We start from the raw sequence: 18,280 nt of genomic DNA, 5'->3' as shown, positions 1-18,280 counted from the left end.
CGTGTACCTCGTCGGTCTCGGTCACCTGATGCCGGTGCAGGCTCGTGGGCATACCCCTGGTGTTGCACTGGCGTCAAGCGAGTGCACCACCCGGGACGGCTCGGCGGGTCAGCTCGACCGGCCCGCCGGCACCTCAGGAGGGCTCGACGCGGAACAGCCTCGAGCGTTCGGTGATGAGCCGGGCGCGCGCCAGCCGGGGCTTGTCCGAACCGTCACGGATCACCGCACCGGCCGCCTCGAACTCGGCCAGGAAGTCCAGCGCCCAGGCGACGTCGGCCGGCGCGGGGGAGAGCACCTCGTTGACGACGGCCGGCTGCTCCAGGTCCAGGCAGATCCGTCCGGTCATGCCGAGCGCGACGGCGTCGCTCGACTGCTCGCGCAGCAGCGGGTGGGCCGACCCGACCGTCGGTCCGTCGATCGGACCCGGCAGTCCTCCGATGCGGCTGGCCACCACGAGCCGCGAGCGCGGGTAGGCCATCGCGAGCGGCTCGTTGGCGGCGCCCGTGTCGCGGCGGTAGTCGCCCGAGCCGAACGCCAGCCGGAAGGCGCCCGGTGCGGCGGCGATCCGCACGGCCTCCTCGATGCCCAGCGCGGACTCGACCAGCGGGATCACCGGTACGTTCCCGCCGAGGCGCTGCACGGTGTCCACGACCTGCTCCGGCGTCTCGGTCTTGGCGAGGACGACCCCGAGGAGGCCGGCCGCGCCCCGGAACGCCTCGACGTCGTCGGCCCACGCGTCCGCGGTGCGCTCGTTGATGCGTACCCAGGCGCGGCCGCCCGTGGAGAACCAGTCCAGCACCAGCCGGCGCGCCTCGTCCTTGCGGGAGTCGTCGACGGCGTCCTCGCAGTCGAGCACGAGCTGGTCGGCCCGGGAGAGCTGGGCGGCGTCGAAGTCGGCGCTGCGCAGGGCCGACAGCAGCAGCCAGGAGCGGGCGTTGGCGGGGTCCACACGGGCGGACTCGCGGGTGCTGCGGAGCGTGGTGATGTCGTCCTCGATGGTCACTCCCCGATCCTAGGACCCCGTGACCTCCGAAGCCGTGGGCGCGTGGGCGAGCACCGCGTCCAGGACGCGCACCGCACCGGCCTTGTCCAGCGGGGAGTTGTCGTTGCCGCACTTGGGCGACTGGACGCAGGCGGGGCACCCGTCGGCGCAGCCGCAGGCCTGCACCGCGTCCCGGACCGCCCGCAGCCAGCTCTCGCCCAGCTCGTAGCCCCGCTCGGCGAAGCCCGCCCCGCCCGGGTAGGCGTCGTAGACGAAGACGGTGGCCTCGCCGGTGTCGGGGTGCAGATCGGTGGAGACCCCGCCCAGGTCCCACCGGTCGCACGTCGCCAGCAGCGGCAGCATGCCGATGGCGGCGTGCTCCGCGGCGTGCAGCGCGCCCGGCGCCGCGTCGGCGTCGACCCCGGCGGCCCGCAGCACGTGGTCCGGCACCGACCACCACACGGCGGTGGTCCCGAGCGTCCGGGCGGGAAGATCCAGGGCCTCGGTGTCCAGCACCTGCATGTCGGGGATCCGGCGGCGCTGGAAGCTGACGACCTGGCTGGTGACCTCCACCGGCCCGAGCCCCCAGGTCACGGGACCCCACTCGCGCTCGCGGGGCGGCGCCGAGCCCTCGGGCGCGGGGTGCTCGTCGTCGCCCGGCCGGGCCACGCCGATCTCCATGACCTCGCGCGACCAGGTGGCGTGGTCGACGTCGCGCCGCACCACGAGGGCGACGTGGTCGGCCAGGTCGAGCCGGTCCACGACGAACGTGACACCCTGGTGGACGTACACCGCGCCGTCGTGCACCTGCCCGTCCGCGGACCCGGCGTCGACGGTCCCGAGCAGCCTGCCCGTGGTGGCCTCCACGACGCGGACCGGCTGCCCGCCCGCACCGCGCAGGTCGGCCATCCCGGCCGCCGGCTGCGCGTGCGTCCAGTACCAGCCCGACGGGCGACGGCGCAGCAGGCCGCGGGCGACCAGGACGCCCAGCACGTCGCGCACCTGCTCCGGGGAGCCGAACCGGGCCAGGTCCTCGGTGCGCAGCGGGATCTCCTGGGCCGCCGCACAGAGCTGGGGCGCGAGCACGTAGGGGTTGGTGGGGTCGAAGACGATCGCCTCCAGCGGCGCGTCGAACACGGCCTCGGGATGCGTCACCAGGTAGGTGTCCAGCGGGTCCTCGCGGGCCACGAAGGCGACCAGGCCGTCGGCCCCCGCCCGCCCGGCCCGCCCGGCCTGCTGCCACAGGGACATCCGGGTCCCGGGCCACCCCGCCACGAGCACGGCGTCCAGGCCGGAGATGTCGACGCCGAGCTCGAGCGCGTTGGTGGTGGCCAGGCCCAGCAGCTCCCCGCTGCGCAGCGCCTGCTCCAGGGCGCGCCGCTCCTCGGGCAGGTAGCCGCCCCGGTAGGCGGCGATGCGCCCGACCAGCTCGCCGGCCACGGGCCGCAGGTGGTCGCGCGCCTGCTGCGCCACGGACTCCGCACCCCGGCGCGACCGGGTGAAGGCGAGGGTGCGCGCACCCTGCGCGGCCAGGTCGGCGAGCAGGTCGGCCACCTCGGCCGTCGCCGACCGGCGGGGGTGGTCGGCGGCGCCCGCGACGGTCAGGACCTGGTCGTCCTCGGCGGCGTGCGGCTCCAGCGGGTCGGGCAGCATCCACGGGTCCTCGGCGGCACCGCGTGCTCCACCGGGCCCGACGTCGTCGCTCCCGAGCCGTTCCAGGCCGTACGACGCGATCTCGGGCGGCCGCCACAGGGCGACGGTGCGCCGGCCCGACGGCGAGGTGTCCTGCGTGACCGCGGTGACGGCGTCGGGCGTGGTGCCGATGAGCCGCGCGGCGCTGGCAGCGGGTTCCGCACTGGTCGCGCTGGCCACCACGACGCTCGGCGCGGCGCCCCCGTGGTGCTCGACCAGCCGGGTCAGCCGTCGCAGCACGAGCGAGACGTGGGCGCCGAAGACGCCGCGGTAGGCGTGCCCCTCGTCGACGACGACGTGGCGCAGCCCGCGCAGCAGCCGCGCCCAGCGCCGGTGGCCCGGCAGGAGCGCGAAGTGCAGGAAGTCGGGGTTCGTCAGGACGACGTCGGCGTGGTCGACGATCCAGCGACGTTCCTCGGCGGGGGTGTCGCCGTCGCACGTCGCGGCGCGCACGTCACGGACCCCGGACGCATCCAGGAGGCGGGTCAGCGCGGTGAGCTGGTCGGCGGCCAGAGCCTTGGTGGGGGACAGGTACAGCACGGTGCCGTGCCGGCCGACGGACTCGATGCGCCCGGCCTCCTGCCGGGAGACCGACCGCGCGGCGCTCGTCTCACGGACCGTGGTGAGGGCGGGCAGCCAGAACGCGAGGGACTTGCCCGACCCGGTGGAGCTGGCCAGGGCGACGTGGTCGCCGCGGCGGACGGCCTCGGCCGCGACGACCTGGTGCGTCCACGGGCGGTCCGCCCCGAGCGCGCGGGCACCGGCGACGAGGTCCGGGTCGGCCCAGGCCGGCCAGTCGGCGTGCTCCGCGACGCGGGCGGGCAGGGTGCGCACGTGCGTCAGCCGGTCCGCGCGCGCCCCGTGCGCGGTCAGCACGTCGAGCAGCGGGTGGGGGCCGTCCGGGTCGGTGGGCGGGGCGGGGCTGGCGGGCACGTCGGACAGTGTCGCACCGGCGTCGCGGGGACTCGCGGCGGGGCCGCGAGGACGCCCCTGCCTGGCTTGACCCCACGTGACCGCGTTCGCGCACGATCGACCGTTCGGCGGGCTTGGGAGCGATGCCAGGAATGGTCTGCGCAAGCCGTCGAGCACCGATGGATGTTCCGTGAAACTCTCCGGCGCGGGTTCCGTGATCATTCCGTGACATCGTTCCCTGGGGACATGCCCCTCACCTCTTCCCGGCGGCTGCATGCCGTCGTCGCGGCCGTCGCTGCCGCCGCGATCCTCCCCCTGACCGTCGCGCCCGCGAGCGCCGCACCGGCGCCGACGGCGGCCGGTACGACGGCCACCGTGTCCACCTCGGCGCTGGGCGGGGCCGTGCGCACCGGCACGTCGCCCGCCGTGCGGTGGGTCAAGGCGGACCGGGCCCGCGTCACCAAGCGCTTCGCGACGAGCCGCACGGTGGCGCGGCCCGACGACGGCACGCGGCTGGTCGTGCTCGACCGGTCACCGAACCGGCTGAAGGTCCGCCTGCCCGGTGGGCGCAAGGGCTGGGTGTCGAAGCAGAAGGTGACCGGCGTCCCGCTGCGGGACCTCACCGGCACGCGTCACACCACCCAGCGCGTCCGCGTGACGGCGGGGATCAACGCCTCGTCGAGGACGGTCGCCTACGCCGCGCTGGGCACCACGACGAAGCGGCTCGCGCGCACCACGGAACGCCCCACCACGAAGGTGAAGGTCAAGCTGCCCGGCGGCCGCACCGGCTGGGTCGCCGCGAAGCGCCTGACCACGCGTGACGTGTGGGGTCAGCTCGCGCAGTGCGAGTCCGGTGGGCGCGTCCACATCGCCACCGGCAACGGGTACTACGGCATGTACCAGTTCACGGCGAGCACCTGGCGCGCCGTCGGCGGGTCCGGGCTGCCGCACCACCACGGCGCCCGGGAGCAGACCAAGCGCGCGCAGATCCTGCAGGCCCGCGCCGGCTGGGGGCAGTGGCCCCACTGCACCAGCAAGCTCGGCCTGCGCTGACCGGCTCGCGCCTCAGCGCACCAGCGCAGCGCCCATCGCCCGCGTCAGGTACCAGGGGTCGACGACGGTGGTCAGCTCGCGCGCGGAGTGCATCGACAGGATCGGCACGCCGACGTCGACGACGCGCATCCCGAGCCGTGTGGCGGTGGCCGGGCCGATCGTCGACCCGCACGGGATCGCGTTGTTCGAGACGAACTCCTGGCTCGGCACGCCGGCCGCCGCGCAGGCCGCCTGCCATGCGGCCGCGCCGTGGGCGTCGGTGGCGTAGCGCTGGTTGGCGTTGATCTTGAGGATCGGTCCACCGCCCGCCACCGGGTGGTTGGCCGGGTCGTGACGCTCGGGGTAGTTCGGGTGCACGGCGTGCCCGACGTCGGAGCTGACGCACAGCGACGCGGCCAGTGCCCGGCGACGGTCCTCGCCCCCGGCGCCGAGCGCTCGGGAGACACGCCCGATGACGTCGGGCAGGAACGTGCCCTCGGCCCCCGAGCGGGACGCCGAGCCGATCTCCTCGTGGTCGAACGCAGCCACGACGGCGGTCCCGGTCAGGGCGTCCGCGTCGGCGGCGAGCAGCGCGGTCAGGGCCGCGTGCGTGGACAGCAGGTTGTCCAGGCGGCCGGAGGCCCACAGCGCCCCGCCGACGCCGAAGGCCCGCGGTGCCTGGGTGTCCGCGACGACGACGTCGTAGCCGACGACGTCGGCAGGGTCGAGCGGTGCAGCGAGCTCGGCGAGCACGTCGGCGTCGCTGACCTCGCCCAGACCGATGACAGGTTGCGTGTGCCGCTGCTTGTCGAGCGTGAGGCCGTCGTTGACGGCGCGGTCGAGGTGGACGGCGAGCTGCGGGATGCGCGCGAACGGTCCGGTGCGCACGAGGTGCTCGGAGCCGTCGCGCAGCACGAGACGGCCGGCGAGCTCGAGCTCGCGGTCGAGCCAGGAGTTGAGCAGCGGACCGCCGTAGACCTCGACGCCGGCCTGGACCCAGCCGTCGCGGCCGGTGGTGGGCCGCGGCTTGAGCTTGAACCCGGGGGAGTCGGTGTGGGTGCCGAGCACCGTGAACGGCGTGGTCGGCCCGGCCGACGGCGGGACGGCGAACGCGATGGCCGAGCCGTCGCGCACGACGACGTAGCGCCCACCGGGGGCGACGTCCCACGCGTCGGTCTCGTCCAGCCGCACGAAGCCGACGGCCTCGGCGCGGCGGGCCAGCTCGGCGGCCGCGTGGTACGACGACGGCGCGGCGGTGACGAACCGGCCCAGGTCCTCGGTGTGGTCCCGGGCCGCGGCAGGCACCTCGGTGCGGGACGGGGCAGCGGTGGCGGGGGTGTGCTCCGGCATGGGGGAATCCTCGCACGGAGCCGCCGCGGGGGGTCGGGACGGCGCGTCAGGACAGGTGGTCGGCGAACCGGCCCAGGGCCGCGGCGCCGACGACGTCCCCCGGCACCAGCGGCACCTCGTCGACGTCCAGGTGCCCGAGCGCCGTCCGCAGCGCGGTCAGGTGTCCGGTCTCGGCGGCGTGCCGGGACGCCAGCAGCTCCCCGGCGTCCGCGGGGGAGCGCTTGTTGACCACCAGCCCCCCGACGTCGATCCCGAGCGTGCCGAGCTGCCCGGCCAGCTCGATCGACTCCAGCACGGGCAGCCGTTCGGCGGCGAGCACGATGACGAACGAGCAGCGACCGGCGTCGGTGAGCACCTCGCGCAGCAGCGTGAAGCGTTCCTGGCGCCGGGTCAGCACCGACCGGATCTCGGCGTCGCGGCGGGCGGTGGCCTCGGCCCGGCCGCCGAGCATCTGCGCGGCGCCGCCGAACCGCTCCGACCGGTCGCGCCGGCGCAGCAGCCCGTCCGTCCAGGCGCTCATGGTCTCCGGCAGGGAGAGCAGCCGGGCGGTGTGGCCCGACGGCGCCGTGTCGAGCACGACCAGGTCGTACTCCGTGGTGCCGAGGACGACCAGGTCGGCCACGCGCTCGAGCACCGCCGCCTCGTGCATGCCCGGCGCGTCGCGGGCCAGGTCGAGATGCTTGTCGACCTCACCGCCCAGGTGCTCCGGCATCAGCCGGCGCAGGGTGGCCCGGACCGCGGCCAGGTGGGCCGCCGTCGTGCGCTCCGGATCCACCTCGACGCCGTCGACGTGGCCGGCACCGGGCCACGCGCCGTCGTCGGCCCCGGAGCTGCCGGACCCGCTGCCGGGCGCACCCGCGAGCCGCACGACGTCGTCCCCCACGGAGCGCTGCCACAGGTGGCCCAGGTTGTGGGCCGGGTCCGTGGAGACCACGAGCACCCGCCGCCCGGCACGGGCCTGGTCCAGCGCGACGGCGGAGGCGACCGTCGTCTTGCCCACCCCGCCCTTGCCCCCGAGGAAGAGGACGCGGCGTCGGGCGGCGAGGTCTAGCAGCACGACACGTGCTCCAGCGGGGACCGGTCCATGCCCAGGCGGGTGTGCCACTCGTGCACGCGGTCGGCCACCAGGGGGAGCATCTCCACGGTGTAGTAGGAGGCGGGGTTGGGCACCCCGAGCGCCTCGGCCAGGACGACGAGGGTGAACAGGTCGTCCTCGTCGCGCCGGGCGCGAGCCATCGTGCGCCGGTAGGGCGCCTCGTAGAGCTCGCGCAGCCCGGCCGACAGGGCCGTCAGGGCGCTCGCGACGCCGCCCGTCACGGTTCCGTGGAGGTCGTGGCGTCCGCTCCGCGGCCCGCGGACCCGCTGGGCACGGGTTCGTCGGTCTCGGGGTCGAACGTGCCCTTGCGGGCGGCGTTCATCGCGGCAGCAGCCTCGACGGCGACCCAGGCGGAGGCCACCAGGATGACGAGGTCGAGCGCCAGCAGGAACCAGTTCTGGTCGCTGTAGAACGTGCCGAGCTGCACGATCAGCGCGTACACGGACATCACCAGTACGAACACCAGCGGGACGAGCACCACGACGGGGTTGCGCCGGCGGCGCAGCAGCATGACGGCCACGATCGACAGGGTGAGCGAGGCCAGGAGCTGGTTGGTGGTGCCGAACAGCGGCCAGATGAGCAGCCCGCCGGCGCCGTCGCCCCCCGCGCTGAAGGTCAGGCCCACGGCCACCACCAGCACGATCACCGTGGCGAGGCCCTTGCGGACGGTGACGCCCATGATCTCCCCAGCCTCCTGGACCACGAACCGCTGCAGCCGCACGCCGGTGTCCATCGTCGTCGCGGCGAAGAGGACGGCCATCGTGGCGAGGATCGTGGCGGACAGCGACGCCGGGATCCCCAGGCCGTCGTTGACGATCGTGGCACCACCGTCGATGAACGCGGTGACGCCGCCCTCGTTGAACGCCGAGTAGACGGCCTCCCAGTCGGCCAGGGTCCGGTAGCCGGCGGTCGCGGCGATGATCGCGCCGAGGGCCAGCATGCCCTCGCCGACGGCGCCGAAGTAGCCGACGAACCGGGCGTCGGTCTCGCGGTCGAGCTGCTTGGCCGAGGTGCCGGAGGCGACCATGCCGTGGAACCCGGAGATGGCGCCGCACGCGATCGTCACGAACAGCAGGGGCACCATGCTCGGCGTCCCGGCGGGGACGTCGTGGTTGATCGCGGGGGCGACGACGGAGGGGCTCGCCAGGAGCACGGAGACGTACAGGATGCCCAGCCCGATGAAGAGCTGGACGCCGTTGATGTAGTCGCGCGGCTGCAGCAGCACCCACACCGGCAGCAGCGAGGCGATCCCGGCGTACACGAACAGGGCCACGATCCAGAACGTCGCGGGCGACATCCCGAGGATCGGGTCGGGCAGCTCGACCGGGAACCGGTCGCCGACGATGATCAGCGCGTACAGTGCGACCACGCCGATGACGGTGGTGACCAGCAGATTGATCTTCCAGCGGTAGATCATCTGGCCGATCACCAGGGCCACGAGGATCGCGCCCCACACGGGGATGACGCTCGACGGCGTCGAGATCAGCAGGTTCTTGATGACGGTCGCGAACGCGGCGATCACCATGAGCAGCAGCAGGAAGATCACCACGAGGAACAGGGCCCGCCCGCGAGCGCCGATGTAGCGGCCCGAGAGCATCCCCATCGAGCGCCCCTTGTTGCGCACGGAGGCCCACAGGGCGCCCAGGTCGTGCATCCCGGCGAAGAAGACGGTGCCGAGCGTGACCCACAGGAACGCGGGCAGCCACCCCCAGATCACCGCGACCGCCGGGCCGACGATCGGCGCCGCGCCCGCCACGGAGGTGAAGTGGTGGCCCCACAGGACGAACTTGTTGGTCGGCACGTAGTCGACGCCGTCGCGCATCTCGTGCGAGGGGGTCCGGAAGTCCGCGTCGAGCCGGTAGATGCGCTGGGCCAGGAACTTCGAGTAGAGGAAGTACCCGGCCAGCACCATGGCCAGGCCCACCAGCATCAGCACCAGGGAGTTCACGGTCCGCTCCGTTCCAGTCGTCGTCGACGTCGTGCCCGGGGAGTCTACGACCCGTCCGTGGCAGTCCCGGGACGCCGGGCCGGTGCCCAGGGCACCCGTCGGTTCGTGACACCCGTCACACGTGAGTAGAATCACGCGCATCCCGTCGTCAACGGCGACGGCGGGGTCATCCAGCAGGCGCTCCGCCCGGTTCGACGGCGACCCGGGACGCGGTGCGTGGCACACGTCGAGGAGGACGGATGCTCACACTCGGTTCCGACAGCATCACGATCGTCGCGGTCATCGCCGTGATCGCCCTGGCCGCCCTGATCTGCGCGGGAACCCTGCGCCGTCAGGTCCTGGCCGCCGACGAGGGCACCGCCGGGATGCAGGACATCGCCCGCGGCGTCCAGGAGGGGGCCTCGGCCTACCTCAGCCGTCAGTTCCGCACGCTCGCGCTGTTCGCCGTCGTCGTGTTCGCGCTGCTCTTCCTGCTGCCCGGCGACGGCGGCGTCCGGATCGGACGGTCGATCGCGTTCCTCGTCGGGGCCGGGTTCTCCGCCGCGATCGGCTACCTGGGGATGTGGCTCGCCGTGCGCGCCAACGTGCGCGTCGCGGCGGCGGCCACCCAGGCGGACGGACGCCGGGCCGGGGCGCGCATCGCGTTCCGCACCGGCGGCGTCGTCGGCATGTCCGTGGTGGGGCTGGGCCTGCTCGGTGCCGCGGGCGTCGTCCTCGTCTACAAGGGCGACGCACCCGCCGTGCTCGAGGGCTTCGGGTTCGGGGCCGCGCTGCTCGCGATGTTCATGCGGGTCGGCGGCGGCATCTTCACCAAGGCCGCCGACGTCGGCGCCGACCTGGTCGGCAAGGTGGAGCAGGGCATCCCCGAGGACGACCCCCGCAACGCCGCCACGATCGCGGACAACGTGGGCGACAACGTCGGCGACTGCGCCGGCATGGCGGCCGACCTCTTCGAGTCCTACGCGGTGACGCTCGTCGCGGCCCTCATCCTCGGCAAGGCCGTCATGGGGGAGCAGGGACTCGTCTTCCCCCTCGTGGTGACCGCCGTCGGAGCGTTCGTCGCGCTGCTCGGCGTCGTCATCACCCGGACGCGCGCCGGCGAGTCCGGACTCACCGCGATCAACCGCGGCTTCTACGTCTCCGCCGTCGTCGGTGCGGTCCTCGCCGCGATCGCCGCGTTCGTCTACCTGCCCGCCTCGTTCGCCGAGATGGGCGGCACCGCCGACCTGGACGGCGTCACCTCCGACCCGCGCGTCGTCGCCTCGCTCGCCGTGCTCATCGGCATCGTCCTGGCCGGCATCATCCTGTGGATCACCGGCTACTTCACCGGGACCGAGTCCAAGCCGACCAAGCACGTCGCCGCGACGTCACGCACCGGGGCCGCGACCGTGGTGCTCTCCGGCGTCGGCGTCGGGTTCGAGTCCGCCGTCTACACCGCGGGCGTCATCGCGGCCGCGATCTGCGGCGTCTTCCTCCTGGCGGGCGGGTCCATCTGGCTGTCGCTGTTCCTGGTGGCGCTCGCCGGCTGCGGTCTGCTGACCACCGTGGGCGTGATCGTCGCGATGGACACCTTCGGCCCGGTCAGCGACAACGCCCAGGGCATCTACGAGATGTCGCACGCCGAGGGTGCCGACCCCGAGGCCGCGCAGATCCTCACCGACCTCGACGCCGTCGGGAACACCACCAAGGCGATCACCAAGGGCATCGCGATCGCGACGGCGGTGCTCGCCGCGACGGCGCTGTTCGGCTCCTACGCGGACGCGGTCGAGACGGCGGTGGCCGACGTCGCGACCGTCGGCAGCGGGCTCGTGGGCGCGATGCTCAGCTACGAGATCATCTCGCCGATCACGCTGGTCGGCGTCATCCTCGGCGCCGCCACGGTGTTCCTCTTCTCGGGTCTGGCGATCGACGCCGTCACGCGCGCGGCCGGGGCGATCGTCTACGAGGTGCGCCGCCAGTTCCGCGAGCACCCGGGCATCATGACGTTCGACGAGCGGCCCGAGTACGGGCGGGTCGTGGACATCTGCACCAAGGACTCGTTGCGCGAGCTCGCGACGCCGGGTCTGCTGGCGGCGTTCGCACCGATCGCCGTGGGCTTCGGTCTCGGCGTCGGGCCGCTGGCCGGGTTCCTGGCGGGCACCATCGGCGCGGGTGTGCTCATGGCGATCTTCCTCGCGAACTCGGGCGGCGCCTGGGACAACGCGAAGAAGATCGTCGAGGACGGCGCGTTCGGGGGCAAGGGGTCCGCCGCGCACGAGGCGACCATCATCGGCGACACCGTCGGCGACCCGTTCAAGGACACCGCGGGGCCGGCGATCAACCCGCTGATCAAGGTGATGAACCTCGTCTCGCTGCTCATCGCGCCGGCCGTGGTGATGCTCAGCGTGCCGCAGGACGCCAACCACGTGCTGCGCATCGCCATCGCCTGCGCGGCCGCCGCGATCGCGATGGGTGCCGTGGTGTGGTCCCGCCTGCGGGCAGCACGCGTCGACGAGGAGTCTCCCGCGGAGTCGGTACCGGTGCGCTGAGCTACGCAACACGACCGGGTGGCGCAGGTCACATCCGCGAAACGTCCAGCCTCGTTCTGGGCCGCCTCCGGCGACTGACGGTCCCCGCCCCCTCTCCCGCTGTGGGTGCACGACGCGCCGTCATTCGCCAGGCGAAGACGGCGCGTCGTGCACCCACAGCGGGAGGTGTCAGCGTGGCGGCAGGAGGGTATACACCGCGGCGATCGTCGCGGCCGTCGCGACGATCAGCAGCGTGTCGCCGACGGTCCAGCGCAGGTGGGCCAGCCGGAGACGACGTCCCGCGGCCGACGGCCCGGCGCTCGTGAACCCGCGGGTCTCCATGGCCTCGACCGTGGTGCGGGTGCGCTGGGCGGTGTTGAGGAACAGGGGATAGAACGCCTGGACGGCGATCCGGCCGATCCGGCCGATCGTCCGCCGGCCGAGGAACCCGTGCCCCCGGTGCGGCGCGCCCCGCAGGCGGTGCCCGTCCACGATGTCGTGGAACTCGTCGATGAGCAGCGGCACCATCCGGTACCCGTAGCTGATCGCGAACCCGAGCACGGCCGGCGCCCGCATCGCCTGGAGCCCGTCGGACAGCTTCTCCGGATCCAGGGAGACGAAGGCCGCCATGCTGGCCAGCGACACCGCCCCGAGCTTGAGCGAGATCTGCAGCAGGCCGTCCAGCGCCGTCGTGTCCCCGCCGAGGACCAGCACGAGCACCAGGACGTACGCCGCCTGCCCCACCAGACCGAGCGTGAACAGCCCCAGCAGCAGCGGGCCGATCCGCGCGGCCAGCGCGCAGCCCAGCGCGAGGACGAACAGCGCGAGGAGGATCGGCGTGGAGTAGGTGAACCACGGGGCCAGGGCGCACAGCACGTACCAGCCGAGCACCGCCCGCGGGTCGCGGCGGGCCAGGAACCCGCCACGCGTGGCGTACGCGACGCGCATCAGCTCGAGCTTGACCCACTCGACGGACATCCGGTCCAGGCCGGAGCGCCTGCGGGTCGTGGTGCTGCCGGCACCGGAGGTGGCGCCGGCCGGTGGGGCGGTGACGTCGACGGTCGTCATGCGAGCTCCTCGGTCGGTAGCGGGGCCAGGCGTCGGTGCATCTCGCCGACCGACAGCGGCAGCGGGTCCATCCCGAGTGCGTGGCCGACCTGCGTGACCTGCGGCGGCACGAGGCGGGCGCGACGCAGCACGTCGGGGGAGTCGAACAGGGTCGCGGGGTCGGTGTCGGCGACCACCCGGCCCTGGTCGAGCACGACGACGCGATCGGCCCACTCGGCCACCAGGTGCATGTCGTGGGTGGCCACCACGGTGCAGCGGATGTGCTCGGCGAGCGCGGCGAGCATCTCGATGACGTCGTCGCGCGAGCGCAGGTCCAGGCTCGACGTCGGCTCGTCGAGCAGGAGCAGGCGGGGCCGCATCGCCAGCCCGACGGCGAGCGTCGCCCGGCGCTGCTGCCCGCCGGAGAGCAGGCGGCCGTCCCGGTCGGCCAGGTGGGTCAGCCGGGTGCGGTCGAGGACCTGGTCGACCAGTGCGTCGGCGTCCGGGACCTGCCGTCCGAGCGGGTGCATGGCGACGTCGGACCGCACGGAGTCGGTCAGGAACATCTCCTCGGGGCGCTGCAGCAGATAGCAGACGTGGGAGGAGAGCTCGGCCGCGCTGACGCTCCCCGTGTCGCGGCCGTCCACCTCGACGGTGCCGGTCTCCGGCACGGCCAGCCCGGACAGCAGCGAGAGCAGCGTGGACTTGCCGGCGCCGTTGGAGCCGACCAGGGCGATGCGTTCGTCGGCGCGCAGCGTCAGGTCGAAGCCGTCGAGCACGGTGTGCTTGCCGCCGGAGATCGTGCGGTAGCCGTACCGCACGTCGTCCAGCCGCGCGACGACGTCGGACCGGTCGGCACGTCCGCGGGTCACGTCCGGGGCCGGCGACCCGTCGTCCTCGGCGTGCTCCGGGGTGCGCAGGAGCGCGGCACCTGGCTGCTCCGAGCGCCCCGCCTCCTGCAGCAGCGCGGCGCAGCCCTCGACGGTCAGCGGTGGACGCCGTCGTCCGGCGGCCACGTCCGGGACCAGTCCCTGGGCGAGCGCCACCACCTGCGGGGCCGGGATGTGGGCCTCGGCGAGGTCGGCGGTGCGGGCCAGTGCCTCGTCCACCGGAAGGTGCCAGCGCACCCGTCCGGCGTCCATCAGCACGACGCTGCGCGCGTAGCGGGCGATGAGATCGGCGTGGTGCTCGATGACGACCACCGTGACGCCCTGGGAGTTGAGGCGGGTCAGGTGCTCATACACCTGGGTGGCCCGGCGCGGGTCGACCTCCGCGGCGGGCTCGTCCACGACGAGGATCGACGGGGCCAGGGCGAGCGCGCCCGCCAGCGCCGTCAGGTGCTGCTGACCGCCGGAGAGCTGCCAGGTGTGGGTGCCGGCGACGTCGTCGATCTCCAGGGCGCGCAGCGCCGCGTCCGTGCGCGGCTCCCAGTCCTCGAGCCCGAAGTTCAGCGGCCCGAAGGCGACGTCGTCGCGCACCGTGGGCCGCACGAGCTGGTTGCCGAAGTCCTGGAAGACGTAGCCCACGTCGTGCGCGATCTCGCCGACCGTGCGGCGGGCGGTGGATCGCCCGGCCACCTTGACCCGCCCGGAGATGTCACCGTCCCAGAAGTGCGGCACCAGGCCGTTGAACGTCTTGCACAGAGTCGTCTTGCCGGACCCGTTGCCGCCCACGACCGCGACGAAGTCACCGGCCTCGATCGTCAGGTCCACCCCGCGCAGGGAGTCCTGCGAGGCACCCGGGTACCGGAACGTCAGGTCGCGGACCTCGACGGCCGGCGCTCCGTCGCGGCCGGGCATCAGAAGGACGCCTCGTCGTCGTCCGAGCGACGCGTGCCGGCGGTGGTGTCGGCGTCGGCCGCGTCGGCGGCACGGCGACGGCGCACGACCGCGACGATCACGACGACGCCGAGACCGACGACCAGCGCGACCGCGGCGGCGATCCACAGCCACACGTCACCGTACCGGTCGACGAAGTCCGGCTCGAACGCGCCGATCGTGGAGATGCCGCCCTCGCGGCCGACGAACTCCTCCCACTGGGACAGCAGGGCCAGCGCCGCGGCGGCGACCAGCGCCAGCACCGCGACCGGCCAGAAGCGCGTCCCCTTCGGGCCCGTGAGCCGGGGCGGGTGCTCCGGGTCGCGCGGACGCAGCCCCATGATCGGCTCGAGCTTGCCGTACAGGCGCGGCGTCAGCCACAACGCGGGCAGGGCGCCGAACAGGATGCCGGAGAACACCACGGTCACCACGACGTCCAGCCCCTCGGCGACGAGGAACGCGCCCACCAGGCCGTCCGCCTCGTCGAGGGTCTCGGGGTCGATCCCGACGAGGACCTTGGTGATGTCGACGATCCCGCCGGAGACCTTGTCGACCAGCACCATGACGACCGGGGCCAGGGCGACCTGGACGCGGTTGAGCGGGTTGCGCACCAGGCAGCCGGCGACGTAGATCGCCAGGGCCGTCTGCAGGAACCCTTCGAGCTCGCCGAACCCGGAGAAGTCGCCGAGCAGCATGTCGGAGAAGACGAGCTCGCCGAGCGGTGCGCCGACGGCGACCCAGAACGGGTTCAGCAGCGCGGCGAGCACCACGGCGATGAAGGAGAAGTAGGACACGCCCAGCTCGAGCGGCCCGACCTGGAACTCCGGCACCACGCTGGCGACGATGTCGCCCACCCCGTACAGGGTCATGGACAGCACGAGGATCATGAGCTTCTGCGAACCGGACAACGGACGAGGGTCGGCGAGCCGGGTGCGGAGCGCACCCGCCGCGGTGACGTCGCTGGACATGAGGACCTTCCTGAGGTGGGGTCTCGCTCGGGCTACCGGCCGGAGCCGGCGGGGGTTCCCTGCACGACGTCGACGCGTACGCCCAGCAGGGCGGCGACGTCGGTCATGGTGTCGAGCAGGTGGTCGGGGGTGTGCTCGCCGCCGGCCGGCAGCGCGTCCAGGACGTCGTCCGGCGTCGACCCACCGCGCACCAGCACGACGGTGCCGACGCCGACCGTGCGTGCCGCGGCGACGTCGCGCTGCGGCTTGTCGCCGACGAACACGGCGCTCGCGGCCTCGGCGCCGAGGGCGGCCAGGGCGGTGCGGACGGTGGTGGGGTCGGGCTTGCGGCGGCCGAGCTCGTCGGAGTAGACGTGCGCGCCGATCAGGTCGTCCAGGCCCGCCTCGACCAGCTCCTCGCGCACGGCGCGTCCGCAGACGGTGTTGGAGACGACCCCCACGGGGACGCCGGCGTCGCTCGCGGTGACGAGCAGCTCGCGGACGCCCGGCCGGACGGTGGGCACGGACTTGGTGCGGGCGTACCCGACCATGAGGGCGTGGGCCTCGGCGCGCAGCCAGTGGCGGACGCCGGGGCCGTGGTGGGCGAGCTGCGGCCCCACCAGCTCGACCCAGAACGTCGGTGCGTCGATCTCGGGGACGGTGGTGCCGTCGTCGGACGCCGTGCCCGCCTCGTGCGCGGCCTTCCACGTCTTGTGCGCAGCGCGGGCGGCGGTGAGGACGTCGAGGGCCTCGTCGGCTCCGGTGGGGTAGCCGGCGGCGGTGAGCCGGGTCGCGAGCTGGGCCGCGAAGCCGCGGCGGACGTCCTCGTCGGGGCGGGACGTGGCGATCACGCCGCCGTGGTCGAGCAGCAGCGCGCTGACGGCCCGGCCGCGGGCACGGCTCGCCCCGGGTGCCGGCGGCTCGGTCGTGGACGACGGCGGGACGGCGTCGCGCAGGAGGTCGACGAGGCCGCGGGGGTCGTCGAGGACGACGTCGGGCCGCTCGGCCACCGGGAACGGCGGGCGGTCGGTGTGGTGGTCCCGGGTGAGGACGACGGCGCCGACACCGACGCGGCGCCCGGCGACGACGTCGCGGTCGAGGGTGTCGCCGACGTACCAGCAGCGTCCCGGCGTCGTGCCGAGGGCGCGGGCGGCGAGCTCGATCATGCCGGGATGGGGTTTACGGATGCCGACCTCGTCGGAGTAGACCTGCACGGCGAAGGCGTCGGCCAGGCCGTGCTCGGCGAGGATCGCGCGGTGCGCGCGTCCGGAGTGCGCGTTGGACACGATGCCGACGCGCACGCCGAGCGCAGCGGCCTGCGCCAGCACGTCGCGCACGCCCGGGCGGACGCTGTGCGCGGTCAGCGTGCGGGTCATCGTCTCCTGCAGGAACCCGGCCGACCCGGCGAGGACCTCGCGCTCGGGGGCCGTCAACGGGGAGCCGTAGAACTCGCGCCAGATGGTGCGATGGTCCAGCTCGGCGGGCTCCAGGAGCCGCGAGGAGGCGTTCTTCCAGTCCGCGAGCGCCGTCCTGCCGCCCCGCAGCACGGGCAGCAGCTCGGCCGTGGTGCGGTGGTGCCCGGCGCGCGCCAGGACGTCGGCGACGTGCTGCGTCATCGCCTCCATGCCGCCGGGGCGCTTGCGGGTGGTGAGCACGACGCCGCCGAAGTCGAGCAGCAGCGCGGCCGGCCGGGTCCGCAGGGCGGCGGCGCCGTCGTCGTCGGCGAGGGTGCCGGGCAGCGGGGCGGTGGTCGCGGGGCTCGGCGCCGCGAGGTTCGGGGCGATCGTCACGACGGTGACGGTAGGGAGGTGCGGCGACGCGGCGACGACCGGGAGGTGGCCGGGCGGTGAACGCGGACGGAACGTCTGGAACGTTCCAGATCGGGCGGTCGATGCCGCGGTGACGCTCGCGGCCGCGCCTCGCGTCGCAGCCCGTGGTTGGGCAGGATGAGCCCGTGCCTCCCGCCCCGTCCCGCCGGCCCACCCTGCTCGACGTCGCCGCCGCGGCCGGGGTGTCCAAGTCGCTCGTGTCGCTGGCGCTGCGCGGGGACCCGGGGGTCTCCCCGCGGACGCGGGAACGTGTCGTGGCCGTCGCCGACCAGGTCGGCTACCGGCCCTCGCTCAGTGCTCGCACGCTCAAGCAGGGGCGCTCCATGCTGCTCGGGGCGGTGATCTCCAGCCTCGACAACCCGTACCACACCGAGATCGTGGCCTCGGTGGAGGAGGCGGCCGAGGCCGTGGGACTGTCCGTCGTCCTCGCGCACGGCTCGCGCGACCGGGGCCGGCTCGCCGAGCGCGTGCAGCAGCTCGGGGACCTCGGCGTCGACGGGCTGGTGGTCGTCTCGTCCTGGGTGCCGGAGGAGGTGCTGACCGCCGCTGCGCGCCGGGCACCCGTGGTCATGGTGGGCCGCACCGCCGAGCCGGTGGCCGGCATCGACTCGGTCAACAACGACGACGAGCGGGGCGCCGCGCTCGTCGTCGAGCACCTGGTGGCGCGCGGGCACGAACGCATCGCCCACGTCAACGGCTCGCGGCGCCCGGCGGGTCTCGCGCGACGCCGCGGGTACGAGGAGGCGATGCGAGCGGCCGGGCTCGGCGACCACGCGCAGGTCGTCGCCGCACCCGCCGACCTCGCGGAGCTCTCCGCCACCGGCGCCACGGCCGTGTTCGCGCGCAACGACGTCGAGGCGTGCGACGTGCTCGACCACGCGCTCGACGCGGGTCTACGGGTCCCGGCCGATCTCGCCGTCGTCGGCTACGACGACACGGTGCTGGCCCGTCGGTCGCGGCCCCGCCTGACCACCGTGCAGCAGCAGCGCGAGGTCATGGGCTCACGGGCGGTCGCGCTGCTGCGCGAGCGGCTCGGCGGCCGGACCGAGGACGTCCACGAGGTGCTGGAACCGGCCCTGGTGGTGCGGGCCTCGAGCTGAACGTGCCACCCCTCCACGCTG

General features: G+C 74.1%; 13 protein-coding genes. 3 read left to right on the top strand and 10 right to left on the bottom strand.

Annotated elements, in window-relative coordinates:
- Positions 1-133 precede the first annotated feature (133 nt).
- Both ACIQLL_RS02350 and ACIQLL_RS02345 read right to left on the bottom strand, forming a co-directional pair.
- Entirely contained in the window at positions 134-1,003 is an 870-nt protein-coding gene (locus ACIQLL_RS02350) for an HpcH/HpaI aldolase/citrate lyase family protein (RefSeq protein WP_402462714.1), read from the bottom strand.
- Positions 1,004-1,012: 9 nt separating this feature from the next.
- Positions 1,013-3,607 carry a DEAD/DEAH box helicase gene (locus ACIQLL_RS02345; RefSeq protein ID WP_402462711.1) on the bottom strand — a complete coding sequence of 865 codons (2,595 nt, stop codon included), beginning with the start codon at positions 3,605-3,607 and terminating at the stop codon, positions 1,013-1,015.
- A gap of 225 nt (positions 3,608-3,832) precedes the next feature.
- On the opposite strand from ACIQLL_RS02345, the gene ACIQLL_RS02340 reads away from it, so the two are divergent.
- On the top strand, positions 3,833-4,639 hold the full coding sequence (locus ACIQLL_RS02340) for a transglycosylase family protein (protein WP_402462708.1): 807 nt from the start codon (positions 3,833-3,835) through the stop codon (positions 4,637-4,639).
- Positions 4,640-4,651: 12 nt separating this feature from the next.
- On the opposite strand, the gene ACIQLL_RS02335 is transcribed toward ACIQLL_RS02340, so the two are convergent.
- Genes ACIQLL_RS02335 through ACIQLL_RS02320 form a run of 4 tightly spaced genes read right to left on the bottom strand, consistent with a single transcriptional unit; the run spans position 4,652 to position 9,012 of the window.
- The gene (locus ACIQLL_RS02335; protein ID WP_402462706.1) at positions 4,652-5,968 is read right to left on the bottom strand and encodes a M18 family aminopeptidase; all 1,317 of its coding nucleotides are present in this window, start codon (positions 5,966-5,968) and stop codon (positions 4,652-4,654) included.
- Between the two features lie 46 nt (positions 5,969-6,014).
- Positions 6,015-7,025 (bottom strand): ArsA family ATPase, encoded by a 1,011-nt coding sequence (locus ACIQLL_RS02330; protein WP_402462703.1) that lies wholly within the window; start codon positions 7,023-7,025, stop codon positions 6,015-6,017.
- On the bottom strand, positions 7,016-7,285 hold the full coding sequence (locus ACIQLL_RS02325; RefSeq protein ID WP_402462701.1) for a cory-CC-star protein: 270 nt from the start codon (positions 7,283-7,285) through the stop codon (positions 7,016-7,018). The genes ACIQLL_RS02330 and ACIQLL_RS02325 overlap by 10 nt, the downstream gene beginning before the upstream one ends.
- The gene (locus ACIQLL_RS02320; protein WP_402462698.1) at positions 7,282-9,012 is read right to left on the bottom strand and encodes a carbon starvation CstA family protein; all 1,731 of its coding nucleotides are present in this window, start codon (positions 9,010-9,012) and stop codon (positions 7,282-7,284) included. The genes ACIQLL_RS02325 and ACIQLL_RS02320 overlap by 4 nt, the downstream gene beginning before the upstream one ends.
- A gap of 239 nt (positions 9,013-9,251) precedes the next feature.
- On the opposite strand from ACIQLL_RS02320, the gene ACIQLL_RS02315 reads away from it, so the two are divergent.
- Positions 9,252-11,540, top strand: a complete 2,289-nt coding sequence (locus ACIQLL_RS02315) for a sodium-translocating pyrophosphatase (RefSeq protein ID WP_402462695.1) — start codon at positions 9,252-9,254, stop codon at positions 11,538-11,540.
- Positions 11,541-11,708: 168 nt separating this feature from the next.
- Here the strand turns inward: ACIQLL_RS02315 and ACIQLL_RS02310 are convergent, their stop codons facing one another.
- From ACIQLL_RS02310 to ACIQLL_RS02295, 4 genes are read right to left on the bottom strand one after another with little or no spacing between them, the layout of a single operon-like run.
- Positions 11,709-12,587 carry an energy-coupling factor transporter transmembrane component T family protein gene (locus ACIQLL_RS02310; RefSeq protein WP_402462692.1) on the bottom strand — a complete coding sequence of 293 codons (879 nt, stop codon included), beginning with the start codon at positions 12,585-12,587 and terminating at the stop codon, positions 11,709-11,711.
- The gene (locus ACIQLL_RS02305) at positions 12,584-14,365 is read right to left on the bottom strand and encodes an ABC transporter ATP-binding protein (RefSeq protein ID WP_402462689.1); all 1,782 of its coding nucleotides are present in this window, start codon (positions 14,363-14,365) and stop codon (positions 12,584-12,586) included. The genes ACIQLL_RS02310 and ACIQLL_RS02305 overlap by 4 nt, the downstream gene beginning before the upstream one ends.
- The gene (locus ACIQLL_RS02300; protein WP_402462686.1) at positions 14,365-15,351 is read right to left on the bottom strand and encodes a cell division protein FtsQ; all 987 of its coding nucleotides are present in this window, start codon (positions 15,349-15,351) and stop codon (positions 14,365-14,367) included. Before ACIQLL_RS02300 ends, ACIQLL_RS02305 begins: the two co-directional genes overlap by 1 nt.
- Positions 15,352-15,383: 32 nt before the next feature.
- Positions 15,384-17,120 (bottom strand): HAD family hydrolase, encoded by a 1,737-nt coding sequence (locus tag ACIQLL_RS02295; protein WP_402462684.1) that lies wholly within the window; start codon positions 17,118-17,120, stop codon positions 15,384-15,386.
- A 164-nt stretch (positions 17,121-17,284) separates the two neighbouring features.
- Here ACIQLL_RS02295 and ACIQLL_RS02290 point away from each other — a divergent pair, with 164 nt between their 5' ends.
- Positions 17,285-18,259, top strand: coding sequence for a LacI family DNA-binding transcriptional regulator (locus tag ACIQLL_RS02290; protein WP_402462681.1), 975 nt, complete (start codon positions 17,285-17,287; stop codon positions 18,257-18,259).
- Positions 18,260-18,280 lie beyond the last annotated feature (21 nt).

Origin of the sequence: Isoptericola aurantiacus (assembly GCF_044769875.1) — a bacterium.
Taxonomy (GTDB): domain Bacteria; phylum Actinomycetota; class Actinomycetes; order Actinomycetales; family Cellulomonadaceae; genus Isoptericola; species Isoptericola aurantiacus.
Note: the sequence above shows the minus strand (reverse complement) of the source record. Positions and strands in the feature narration are given on the sequence as shown.

Coding starts and splice junctions, on each gene's coding strand:
- ACIQLL_RS02300 (WP_402462686.1), bottom strand. CDS start 15,351: ATGTCCAGCGACGTCACCGCGGCGGGTGCGCTCCGCACCCGGCTCGCC.
- ACIQLL_RS02315 (WP_402462695.1), top strand. CDS start 9,252: ATGCTCACACTCGGTTCCGACAGCATCACGATCGTCGCGGTCATCGCC.
- ACIQLL_RS02340 (WP_402462708.1), top strand. CDS start 3,833: ATGCCCCTCACCTCTTCCCGGCGGCTGCATGCCGTCGTCGCGGCCGTC.
- ACIQLL_RS02335 (WP_402462706.1), bottom strand. CDS start 5,968: ATGCCGGAGCACACCCCCGCCACCGCTGCCCCGTCCCGCACCGAGGTG.
- ACIQLL_RS02310 (WP_402462692.1), bottom strand. CDS start 12,587: ATGACGACCGTCGACGTCACCGCCCCACCGGCCGGCGCCACCTCCGGT.
- ACIQLL_RS02305 (WP_402462689.1), bottom strand. CDS start 14,365: ATGCCCGGCCGCGACGGAGCGCCGGCCGTCGAGGTCCGCGACCTGACG.